This window comes from Pseudomonas sp. (assembly GCF_049300855.1).
Classification (GTDB): domain Bacteria; phylum Pseudomonadota; class Gammaproteobacteria; order Pseudomonadales; family Pseudomonadaceae; genus Aquipseudomonas.
Window position 1 is genome coordinate 122,138 of record NZ_JBAQKH010000027.1, and the last position, 11,580, is coordinate 133,717.

The following is an 11,580-nucleotide window of genomic DNA, read 5'->3' on the forward strand; positions in this document are numbered from 1 at the left end:
ACCACGCAACATCACCGACACCCCGGTACGGATACCGGCTGCAAGCGCTCACCATTAAAGGACTAATACGTGTCAAAACTCATCGCATCTGCCGATCCAGCATTGGCGGCATCACCCATCCAGATAGCGCCGCTCACGGCCCTGACCAATCCGCATGCACCCGAGGCTGGCAGGCTGGCCAGCTCACACGCATCGAGCGCTGTCCCCGCTTCGACCGCCGGTGCTGATCAGGTCCAGCACAAAACCCTCAAAGCCCTGGACAAACATTTCGGCCCGCTGCGCATCGGCGAGATTCTGACCAGTCGGGTCGAGCTCAAAGCCCTGGGCGCCACGGTCAATGGCCAGGCAATCAGCCCGGCGAATGCCGGCATGCAGAGCGCCGATCAGGCTTTTCTGGACGGGCTCAACTTCGATTCGGACACAGTCGTGGTGCGACTGAAGTCCGTCGACAGCCCCGACAGCGGCGTCGCCGCCCTGCTGTTTTACGAAATTGCCTGCAAACGTTCGATCGGTGCCCCGCCGCTGTTTTCCAGCGTTACCGGGCTGGAACCTGGCAGTGCGGTAGATCGCCTGAATCAATTGGGTAAAGCCGCGCAAAAACTGGATATTCATCGAGTCGTATCGTTTGAAAATACGCCCGATTGGGTCAATCGCAATAAAAGCTACTTGATGAGTGGTGCCGGCGTTGGCCTGCAAGCGTTCGGCATTTATAGCGGTTACAACGCGATGATCGACGCGATCAAACGCGGCGACAGCCTCGAAGCGGTGTTTCAGGGGGGCTCGATTGCCGCCGAACTGGGATCACTGATTATCGAACAGGGCCTGACCAAAACCGGTCAGGCGATGCTCACCAACGGCGCGACCGCGTTCAAGTATTTCCCCCTGTCGTCGGTCGGCAAATACATGAGCCGTGGCGCGGGCATGTTCGCCAGTGCGATCACCCTGCCGTTCGACATTGCTGATGCAGTGAAATCGTTCAATGCCGCCGCCGCATCGCAAGGCAAGGAAGCGCAGGATCATTATGTCAGCGCGGGTCTGAGCGTCGCGAGTGCCGGCATCAGCCTGGTGCTGGGCGTCGCCGCGCTGGCAGGTTTCGGCAGCACCGCCGGCCCGGTCGGCCTTGCCGCCGCCGCGCTGCTCATTGCCGGCTCGATGATTTATCAGGCGGCCAGAGTGGTCGACGACATCGATGACTACATCGAGCTCAGCGCGCACGAACGCCTGCGCTCGGGCTGGTTTGCGTTCACCGGCCAGGAGCTGGACAAGGACGTCATGGATCGCTTCAAACTCTCCAAGGGTTTCGCTGATCACCAGAAGCAGTTGCAGTTGTCGGCCAGGGAACTGCTTGAAGGGGCTTACAAGAATTCCATCGAACACGTGATCAACGGTGCATTCAAGGTCGAGTTGGTGCCCGTAGAAATCTGGCGCTATCAATGGGACGAAAGCGCTGGCGAGAAACCGTTCAAACTCGACACCCAAGTGACCATCGTCGGCGCTGACGATGTCATCGATGCCAGCAAGGGCTTGCCGGCGGACCTCAACGGCAAGGTCTCGGGCAGTGCCGGCGAAGGCAAAGGTGTGCTCTGGCGTCTGGGCGATGGCAGTGACCAGATCACCGGCGTCCAGGCCACACCCAACGTATTCACCTATCGCGACGGTCAGAAAACGCTCAGCGGCGGCGACCGGGATGATTTATTCCATCAAATAGTTAGCGCAGAGCAACTCAATCGCGCGGCAACACCGGCTCGACTCAGTCACCTGGATGGCGGCGCCGGCAGTGACACGCTGGCGCTCGAAGGCAGCCGCCCGCGCATGGAAACGCGCCATGTCGGTCATGACATCAATCTGCAGAACGGCACGCTGGCGTTACGCAACTTCAATACGGCGGTGGCCAACGACGCTATTGCACAGCTGTCATCCATCGAAAATGTCTCGACCTTGCATCAAGGCTCAAGCGTGGTCATCGGTAATGACGACGCCAACCGGATCTGCGCCAATGGCAACGATCGCATCAACGCGGGCGCTGGCGACGACAGGATTGACCTGACCGGAGCCTTCTCGATTGCGAACGGTGGCAGTGGCGCCGATCACTATCGCATCGCCAACACCAACGTGCAGACGACCATCATTGAAGACGCTAAAGACTCCAGCCTGATCGAATTGGGCTGGCCGCTGGCGGATATTCAACAATGGGAGATCGACGACACCCACCTGATCGTGCGCTCATTGCGTGACAAGGATGGCGACGAAGCGCTGCATGAATTAAGCCTTATTGATATTTATCAGCGGGTCGATGGCGAACGCCTGTTGAAGAATGCGCAGTGGCGGTTCAAGACTCAGGATGGTTTTGAATTGCAGGCGCTGTTGCCCGTGCAACCGGGACAAGCGCCGAGACTGTCTGTTGAAGTTGCAATAAGCATTGATGGAAAACCGGCGCCCGCGCCGGAAATTGTCAACAGCGGCACGGTTGAAATCACCGGCCAAAGTTTGCATCAGCATTTTGTCGCGCGCACCGATCATCGAGTCGAATTTGACGCCGTGCGAAACACATCGGAATCGGCCAGGACCGTTTACCTGGACTTCAAGGACAGTGAAATCGTCGACGTGGTCGTGAGCTATACCGCGCAAATCCACGAGGGTGTTTCCGGTAACCAGCACCTGACGTACCAGGACATCACGCTCTCGATTCTGCTGCCATCGAAAGTCGTAATGTTCAAAGGCGTGGTTCAACCCATTGCCGCGGCTACCGGTTACAGCGGGCGTAACGGCCTGAAGGTCACTACGGTGCGGCTGATACACGACACGGTCATTACCCTGCAGGACGGCGTTTCTTATCGGATTCAAGTTCCCGATCTGAACTACGAAGCGGATGCACGCGAGCCCGGCACCAAGATCTACAGCAGCCGTGGCTGGCTCAAGCGCCGCAATGGCCAGTACCCGCTTGTCAGGCCGTTAGCCACCGAACGCAAACTTCTTGATGCCAGTGCCAGCAAGATCACCATCGACACCAGAGCCCACACCGGCATCTATGTGTTCGAAGGGCAAAGCTCCATTTATGACGTGCATTTGGCCAGCAACTCGATTGTTCGTTTGTCGACGCCGGGGGCTGCCGCCAAGACGGCCAACGCCTCCATCTGGAACCTGTACACCCAGGCACTGAAAGAGCCGGTGACCCGCGAAGATATCCGACTGGACGGCAACACCCTGCTGATCGCCAGCGTCACGGTCGAGTTACCCGCTATCGACGAAGACGCTCCGGTCGAATCCATCAGCGTGGCAACTACGTCCGGCAATGTGTATGAAGTGTCACTGCTGTTTGAAGTGTTCCAGCTCTACGTTATCGATGCCCGCGGTTACGCCAGCGTTGAAGCGCTGATGGCCGATATCGATCGGCATCAACAACGACACGAACTGGCCGGCAAAGTCTATGTCAGCCACCTCGGCCTCAAATCCGCGAGCACGGGCACGGTGTTTTATAACTCGATAAAGCAATACTGGAGCCTGAATAACGACCCGCAGGTGCGGATCAAAACCGACGATCTGGTGATCCTGCGGGCGGAAAAAGCCTGACCTTTTTACATGGCCTTATCTGCTGGTGCGGCCTTTAGGGGCGGCACCAGCGTTCAGCTCGACGCAGCCAATGGATGGCTGTTTGATCAACATTACCGCGTCTGACAAAAAAAACGCCATTCACTTTAATCATGAATGGCGTTTTTTTATTAAAGAAACTTACACGTTACTTAAGCACTCTGATCACAAATATTGCAGGCTTGTTATTGAATGCATTATGCCCGGAAACATTGGGATCTACATTCAGGAACGTGCTCATTTCAGCTTCCACGTTGCGATACAAGGGCTTGTTGTGCGGTTCGCTTACCTGCCAGCAATATCGTCCCAGAACAGCCATTCGTCTTCGTATACAGTCATGAGTTCATCCTTATTACAAGTCAAGTTGCCCACTCCCTGTGGGCAATTCAAAACTAAGATAAAGACAAAACTAAAACAATGCTGGCAAGTGCCAAGACTTGATTCAAAGTAAAACTAAGCGAACAGCTCACCTTGCAACTCATCGAGCAAGGCTTGAATCGCATCCAGGCGTTGCTGCGGGTCATCCAGTTGCAGCAAGTCGATCTTGTCTTCCTCGGCGAAGGGCAGCAGATACGCCAACTGGTTCGCCAGGGACTGCTGCCCCAGCGCCTCGGTGCCCATGTTCAGCGCTTCGACCATCGGGTGTTCGGCCAGCGCCTTGAGCAGCGCCACCAGATCGGCATCTTCTTCCTGCAACGGTTGCTCGGGCTCATCGTCCAGCCAGTCGACTTCGGCGAGGATCAACTGGTCGCGTTGCACTTCAGTGCGCAAGACCGTGAAGCGCCGGCCGCCCTGCACGCGAATCCCCAGCAGGCCGTTGTCCTGTTGCTGGAAGTCGGTGATGCGCGCTTCGCAGCCGACCAGGGCAAAGCCTTCGGGTGCGACGCCGACTTCGTGGCCGTCAAGAATGCAGACCACACCGAAGCCACCACCCTGTTTCATGCAGCGGCCGATCATGTCCAGATAGCGCGCCTCGAAGATCTGCAAGTCGAGGTTGCAGCCGGGAAACAGCACTGTGTTCAGCGGAAAAAGCGGCAGACTCATAGACATTTCCTTACACCACCATCGACACCGCCAACGGCAGGAAGACCGCCGTGGCCACGCCCATCAGACTCATAGCCAGCGCCGCGAAGGCACCGCACTCATCACTTTCCTGCATCGCCACCGCCGTGCCAACCGCGTGGGCAGTCATGCCCAGCGCCATGCCGCGCGCCTCGGGACTGTGCACGCCGAGGCGGGTCAGCAACGCCGGGCCGAAGATCGCACCGATCACCCCGGTGATCAACACGAACACCGCCGCCAGCGCCGCAACGCCACCAATCTGCTCAGCCACCAGCATCGCTATCGGCGAGGTCACCGACTTCGGCGCCATGGTCATCAGGATCATGTGCTCGGCACCAAACCACCAGCCCAGCAACACGCCCATGCCCGTTGCGACCACCCCGCCTATCACCAGCGTAGTAAAAATCGGCCAGAACAATTGGCGAATGCGCCGCAGGTTGAGATACAGCGGCACCGCTAGTGCCACGGTTGCCGGGCCCAGCAGAATGCTGAGGATCTCGGTGCTCTTGCGGTACTCGGCGTAGGTCAGGCCGCAGCCGACCAGCACACCGATCACCAACAGCATGGAGACCAGCACCGGTTGCAGAAAGATCCAGCGGGTTTTCTCGAACGCTGCCAGCACCAGTTGATAGGCACCGAGGGTGATGCCGATGCCGAACAGCGGATGATGAATGACCGAAGCCCAGGCGCCTTGCCAATCAAACAGCATCAGGATTCCTCCGACCGGTGCGCGTGACGCTTGACCAGGCGCTGCATCAGCACCCCGGCGAACGCCATCGACAGGATCAGCGACAGCACCAGTGCGCCGACAATCGCCCAGAAATCCGCGGCAATGTCGCTCGCATAAACCATCACGCCCACCGCCGGCGGCACCAGCAGCAACGGCAGATAACGCAGCAGACTGCCGGCGGCAAGGTTCAGCGGTTCACCGACTTCACCGCGAACGATCAGGAAGATCAGCAACAACAGCAGGCCGATGATCGGCCCCGGCAATACCGGCAACAGCAAGTGATTGAGCGCCGTGCCGAGCAATTGGAACAGCACCAGCATGGTCAGGCCACGTAACAACATCAGACATCTCCCCCGCAAGTCGCCCGCATTATAAGCACGCCTGCGCTATGGATCGGCATTCGCCAAAAGCATGGTCGGTTGACCGGAGCAAACCGCCATGATGATCTACAGTGGTTCGCAGGGAGGTCAAATCCCCCCACCTGAAAAACTATAAAACCGATGAACCCAAGGAGAGTCTCAATGCCCTATGTTCCAGTTGCAGAGCTCAAAGATTATGTCGGCAAGGAACTCGGACGTTCCGAATGGCTCACCATCGATCAGGAGCGTATCAACCTGTTCGCCGAAGCCACCGGTGATTATCAGTTCATTCACGTCGACCCGGTCAAAGCCGCGCAAACGCCATTTGGCAGCACCATCGCCCACGGTTTCCTGTCGTTGTCGCTGATCCCCAAACTGATGGAAGACATCCTGATCCTGCCGCAAGGCGTGAAGATGGTGGTCAACTATGGTCTGGACAGCGTGCGTTTCATCCAGCCAGTGAAGGTCAATTCGAAAGTTCGCCTCAAGGTCGATCTGGGTGAAGTGACCGAGAAAAAGCCCGGCCAATGGCTGCTCAAAGCGACCGCAACGCTTGAGATAGAAGGCTCGGACAAACCGGCCTACATCGCCGAGCCGCTGTCGCTCTGCTTCGTCTAAACGTTCCGGATGCGAAGCAGCGCACGCTGTTTCGCGTCACGTCTCTATTTATGCGACGCATAGCTGCGGCATACTCGGTCGCCTAATTGCCCGGATCCCGCTATGCGCTCACTCGCTTCTCTTGCACCCATTGCCCTGACCTTGATGCTCACCGCTTGCGGCGACGGCGAGTCGCTGTTGCCGCCGGATGCGCGCCTGCCGGACGGCGGACGCTATCGCGGTGAACTGGTTGATGGCTTGCTGCAAGGTCAGGGGCGCGTCGACTACCCCAACGGCAGTTGGTACGCCGGCCAGTTCGACAAGGGCCAATGGCATGGCCAAGGGGAATGGCACGGCAGCAATGGCGAGGTCTATCGCGGCCAGTTCCAGCTAGGACTGTTCGATGGCCAGGGCAGCCTGACCACCAACGCCAGCAGTTACACCGGCGGCTTCAAGCAGGGCCGGCGTGACGGCGAAGGTACGCTGAAAGAAAACGCCATGACCTACCGTGGCGAGTTCAAGGCCGATCAATATTCCGGGCTCGGTCGTCTGGAGATGGACGACGGCAGTTCCTATCAAGGCCAGTTCGCCCACGGCAAACCCAACGGCGAAGGGCAGCGCGGCGATGCCAGCGGCAATTCGTTCAGCGGCCATTTCGTCAACGGTCAGCTGGAAGGCAACGGCACCTTCAACAGTGCCGACGGCGACATCTACGTCGGCGGTTTCAAGAACAATCAATTGCACGGCAAGGGTCGCTACGAAAACGCTGACGGCGACGTCTGGCTGGGCCAGTTCAAGGAAGGCGCGCTGACCGGCAAGGGCGAACTGATCGGCGCCGACGGTAGCCATTACATCGGCACGTTCAGCGACTGGCGCTTCAGCGGTCAGGGCCGCTTGAACCTGTCCGATGGCAGCTTTTACATCGGCGGCTTCGACAACGACAGCTACTCCGGACGCGGCACCCTGGTGCTCACCGATGGCAGCGTGATGAGCGGCATCTGGATCAACGGCCAGCGCGTGCGCGATGCCGATGGCAAGTTGCTGCCCGACACCCTTGAACTCGGCCTGCTTGCTCAGGGCCGCCTGCTCGATGACGCGTTGGCCGCCATCCCCGCATCGACCCCGGCAGTCGAGCTGTACACCCTGACCCTTGGCGGTGACGGCAAGCAAAGCGTGTTCCTGCGCGAATCCGATTACGTCGCCAACATGCTCAGCACACGCTTCGGTGCCTATGGCCAGATCCGTCTGGTCAACCACCGCGACCACCTGGCCGACCGGCCGATGGCCACCCGTGAAAACCTGCGCCGCGCCGCGCAAACCCTCGCCGAACGCAGTGGCCCGGAAGACTTGCTGTTCATCTACCTGACCAGCCACGGCACCGCCGAGCATGAACTGGTGCTCGACCAACCGCGCATGGAACTGGCCGACCTGCCCGCCGACGAACTCGCCGCCGTGCTGGCGCCGCTGAAAAACCGCGACAAGATCATCGTGATTTCATCGTGCTATTCCGGCGGTTTCATCCCGGCGCTGAAAGACGAACGCACGCTGATCATGACCGCCTCGCGCGCTGATCGGGTGTCCTTCGGCTGCTCGGAAGAAGCCAACTTCACCTACTTCGGCGACGCCCTGTTCGCCCAGGCGCTGAACCAGACCGATGATCTGGAGCAGGCTTTCAAACTGGCCAAGGCCACTGTTGCCGAGCGTGAACTGGCGGACAATTTCGAAGCCTCGGAGCCGCAGATCTGGGCACCGAAGACCGTGCTGGCGCACTGGCAACTGTTGCGCAAACAGCAAGCGAGAAAAGCATTGCAAAGTGCTGCGTTGAACGACGGAGCGACAAAGAGCAACTAAGCTGAACAGTATCAAGGGAGAGACACTATGTACTTGACGCCTCAGCACGTATTGCTTGCGGGAGCCACCGGCTTGACCGGTGAACATCTGCTCGACCGTTTGCTTAACGAACCAACGATTTCGCGCGTGCTCGCCCCTTCGCGCCGGCCATTGGCCGAACATCCGCACCTGGAAAACCCGGTCGGCGATCCGCAGGTGTTTCTGCCGCAGCTCAGTGGCCGCGTCGATATCGCCTACTGCTGCCTCGGCACCACGATCAAGCAGGCCGGCTCGGAAGCTGCGTTTCGCGCGGTGGATCTGGACATGGTCGTGGCGTTCGCCAAACGTGCGCGGGAAATGGGCGCGCGGCACCTGATTGTGATCAGCGCGATCGGCGCCGATCCGAAGTCGTCGGTTTTCTACAACCGGGTCAAAGGCGAAATGGAGCAGGCACTGCGCGCGCAGGACTGGCCGCAACTGACCATTTGCCGGCCTTCGCTGTTGCTGGGTGAACGAACTGAACCGCGCTTGGCCGAGCAACTGGCCGGGCCGTTGTCCAAGCTGATTCCGGGTAAATACCGCGGCATCGAAGCCTGCCAACTTGCCCGGGCAATGTGGCGCCTGGCCCTGGAGGAGCAGGATGGGGTTCGCGTGATCGAGTCGGATGATTTGCGCAAACTGGGCAAATAATCTTGCGGTGCCTGGGCTGGCCTCTTCGCGGGCAAGCCCGCTCCCACAGTATTTTTCAGCGACCACAGATTCTGTGAACGACATAGAAACCTGTGGGAGCGTGGCTTGCCCGCGAATGGAGTGCGCAGCACTCCCCTACAATCCACCAGTCGCCTGAAAACTCACGCCGATTACGGTCAGCAATGACAGCGGCAACAGCAGTGTATCGAGCAACGCACTCGCTGGCAGATCCACGCCCGGGTAGCTCGGCGCCTCAGCCCCGAACCGATCCATCGCGCAGCACCCGCCATTCATGGCGTACAAGTCCAGGCGCGTGCCCGAGTACACCACCGGCGCGCCGGGCTTGGCCGCATCCAGCGTGCGCGCCGTGGCGCACCCGCTCAGTTGCAACACCAGCACCAGCGCCAGCAGCTTATTCATCGCTGCTCAGATGATGCTCACCCCAACGCGGCAGCATGTCCTGGGGAATGCCGAGCAGATTGAGAATCCGTGCCACGACGAAATCGATCAGGTCGTCAATGGTCTGTGGCTGGTGATAAAAGCCCGGCGAAGCCGGCAGAATGGTCACGCCCATGTTCGACAGCTTGAGCATGTGCTCCAGATGAATACTCGAATACGGCGCTTCGCGCGGCACCAGAATCAACTGGCGGCGCTCCTTCAAAGTGACATCGGCAGCGCGCTCGATCAGGTTGTTGCAGGCGCCGGTGGCAATCGCCGACAGCGTGCCCGTCGAGCACGGCACCACGACCATCGCCGCTGGAGCGCCCGACCCCGAGGCCACCGGCGACATCCAGTCTTCCTTGCCGTACACGCGGATCTGTCCCGCCGCCGCCCCGGTGTATTCGGTCAGGAATGCCTGCATCGTCTGAGGCTTGGGCGGCAGCGTGACATCGGTCTCAGTGGCCATCACCAGTTGCGCAGCCTTGGAGATCAGGAAGTGCACTTCGCGATCTTCGCGCACCAGACAATCGAGCAGGCGCAGACCGTATTGCGCGCCGGACGCGCCGGTCATCGCCAGCGTGATGCGTTCGGGTCCGTTGCTCTCAAAACGAGCGTTCATTGCAGCGCCTCGGCGAGTTTGCCGTGCAGGCCGCCGAAGCCGCCGTTGCTCATGATCACCACGTGTGTGCCGGGCTGGGCCTGGCTCTTCACGCGTTCGATGATGCCTTCCAGCGAATCGCTGACAATCGACGGCACGGTGCACAGCGCGGCAGTGCCGGCCAAATCCCAGCCGAGGTTGGCCGGGGCGTACCAGATCACCTGATCGGCATCGACCACGCTGTCCGGCAAACCATCACGGTGCGCACCGAGTTTCATCGAGTTGGAGCGCGGCTCGATGATCGCGATCAGTGGCGCGTCGCCGATGCGTTTGCGCAGGCCGTCCAGAGTGGTAGCGATGGCGGTCGGGTGGTGGGCGAAGTCGTCGTAAATGGTGATGCCGCGTACTTCAGCGACTTTCTCCATACGCCGTTTGACGTTCTTGAACGCGCTCAACCCGGCGATGCCCATCGACGGCACCACGCCAACGTGACGTGCAGCCGCCAGCGCGGCCAAGGCGTTGGCGACGTTGTGCTGACCGGTCAGCTCCCACTCGACAGTGCCTTGCGACACGCCTTCGAACATCACTTCGAATGCCGAACCGTCTTCGCTCAGCAGTTTGACCTGCCATTGACCGCCGGCACCGGTGGTTTGCACCGGGGTCCAGCAGCCCATTTCGATCACTCGCTGCAAGGCCGGCTCGGTGGTCGGATGGATGACCAGGCCTTCACTCGGAATGGTGCGTACCAAGTGATGAAATTGCCGCTCGATCGCTGGTAGATCCGGGAAGATGTCCGCGTGATCGAACTCAAGGTTATTGAGGATCGCGGTGCGTGGGCGGTAATGGACAAACTTCGAGCGCTTGTCGAAGAAGGCGCTGTCGTATTCGTCGGCCTCGATCACGAAGAACGGCGTGCCGCCCAAGCGTGCCGACACCGAGAAGTTCTGCGGTACGCCGCCGATCAGGAAGCCCGGGCTCATGCCGGCGTGTTCCAGGACCCAGGCGAGCATGCTGCTGGTGGTGGTCTTGCCGTGTGTGCCGGCCACCGCCAATACCCAGCGCCCTTGCAGCACGTGATCGGCCAGCCACTGCGGGCCGGAAACGTAGGGCAGGCCTTTGTTCAGCACATATTCCACCGCCGGATTGCCGCGCGACATAGCGTTGCCGATCACCACCAGATCCGGTGCCGGATCGAGCTGCGCCGGGTCGTAACCCTGCGTCAGCTGAATGCCCTGGGCTTCAAGCTGCGTGCTCATCGGCGGATAGACGTTGGCGTCGGAACCGGTCACGTGATGGCCCAGCTCTTTGGCCAACACTGCCATCGAGCCCATGAAAGTCCCGCAGATACCCAGAATATGAATGTGCATAGTCGACCTCGTAAAACATGGCCGCAGGTTAGCGTAGGGAGGGGGAAATCGCACTCTTTAGGTGATTGAGCGGGGATGGTTGGGCCTGGCATTTGGCTCGACTGTAGATTGTCGCCCCTCACCCCAGCCCTCTCCCAAGGGAGAGGGAGCCGATCTGCGTTGCTTTCAAATCCAGAGTTCGGCTCGATATTTCAGGTCAGCGTAAATCGCCAAAACACCTCGATCGGTCCCCTATTCCTTTAGAGGGCCGATCTCGATTGCTTTCAATCCAGAGCTCGGCTCGATCGTTCAGGTCGGCGTAGATCAGTAGACCGACCC

Annotated in this window: 10 protein-coding genes; 4 read left to right on the forward strand and 6 right to left on the reverse strand. The window is 59.7% G+C overall.

Translation table 11 applies throughout. The annotated features are described in order from the left end of the window. The first annotated feature begins 69 nt into the window (after nt 1-69). On the forward strand, nt 70-3,570 hold the full coding sequence (locus WA225_RS13475; protein WP_422608301.1) for a calcium-binding protein: 3,501 nt from the start codon (nt 70-72) through the stop codon (nt 3,568-3,570). Nucleotides 3,571-4,041: 471 nt separating this feature from the next. On the opposite strand, the gene WA225_RS13480 is transcribed toward WA225_RS13475, so the two are convergent. From WA225_RS13480 to WA225_RS13490, 3 genes are read right to left on the reverse strand one after another with little or no spacing between them, the layout of a single operon-like run. Further along, the gene (locus tag WA225_RS13480) at nt 4,042-4,632 is read right to left on the reverse strand and encodes an LON peptidase substrate-binding domain-containing protein (RefSeq protein ID WP_422608302.1); all 591 of its coding nucleotides are present in this window, start codon (nt 4,630-4,632) and stop codon (nt 4,042-4,044) included. Between the two features lie 10 nt (nt 4,633-4,642). Next, nucleotides 4,643-5,359 (reverse strand): LrgB family protein, encoded by a 717-nt coding sequence (locus tag WA225_RS13485; protein WP_122608110.1) that lies wholly within the window; start codon nt 5,357-5,359, stop codon nt 4,643-4,645. Next, nucleotides 5,359-5,721, reverse strand: a complete 363-nt coding sequence (locus tag WA225_RS13490; protein ID WP_422608303.1) for a CidA/LrgA family protein — start codon at nt 5,719-5,721, stop codon at nt 5,359-5,361. The genes WA225_RS13485 and WA225_RS13490 overlap by 1 nt, the downstream gene beginning before the upstream one ends. Nucleotides 5,722-5,901: 180 nt before the next feature. Here WA225_RS13490 and WA225_RS13495 point away from each other — a divergent pair, with 180 nt between their 5' ends. The 3 genes from WA225_RS13495 to WA225_RS13505 all read left to right on the forward strand — a co-directional run bounded on the left by WA225_RS13495 (nt 5,902) and on the right by WA225_RS13505 (nt 8,856). Beyond that, the gene (locus WA225_RS13495) at nt 5,902-6,357 is read left to right on the forward strand and encodes a MaoC family dehydratase (RefSeq protein ID WP_007909575.1); all 456 of its coding nucleotides are present in this window, start codon (nt 5,902-5,904) and stop codon (nt 6,355-6,357) included. 102 nt (nt 6,358-6,459) lie between these two features. Next, entirely contained in the window at nt 6,460-8,187 is a 1,728-nt protein-coding gene (locus WA225_RS13500; protein WP_422608304.1) for a C13 family peptidase, read from the forward strand. 27 nt (nt 8,188-8,214) lie between these two features. Then, nucleotides 8,215-8,856: an oxidoreductase gene (locus tag WA225_RS13505; protein WP_008083662.1), complete on the forward strand. Its 642-nt coding sequence runs from the start codon at nt 8,215-8,217 to the stop codon at nt 8,854-8,856. Nucleotides 8,857-8,991: 135 nt separating this feature from the next. Here the strand turns inward: WA225_RS13505 and WA225_RS13510 are convergent, their stop codons facing one another. The 3 genes from WA225_RS13510 to mpl are packed head-to-tail and all read right to left on the reverse strand — an operon-like array spanning nt 8,992 to nt 11,262. Continuing rightward, complete coding sequence (locus WA225_RS13510; RefSeq protein ID WP_422608305.1) at nt 8,992-9,276, reverse strand: YceK/YidQ family lipoprotein; 285 nt, start codon at nt 9,274-9,276, stop codon at nt 8,992-8,994. Further along, nucleotides 9,269-9,916 carry a flavin prenyltransferase UbiX gene (gene ubiX / locus WA225_RS13515; RefSeq protein WP_422608306.1) on the reverse strand — a complete coding sequence of 216 codons (648 nt, stop codon included), beginning with the start codon at nt 9,914-9,916 and terminating at the stop codon, nt 9,269-9,271. Before ubiX ends, WA225_RS13510 begins: the two co-directional genes overlap by 8 nt. Next, nucleotides 9,913-11,262, reverse strand: coding sequence for a UDP-N-acetylmuramate:L-alanyl-gamma-D-glutamyl-meso-diaminopimelate ligase (mpl, locus tag WA225_RS13520; RefSeq protein WP_007909560.1), 1,350 nt, complete (start codon nt 11,260-11,262; stop codon nt 9,913-9,915). The genes ubiX and mpl overlap by 4 nt, the downstream gene beginning before the upstream one ends. Nucleotides 11,263-11,580: the final 318 nt, after the last annotated feature.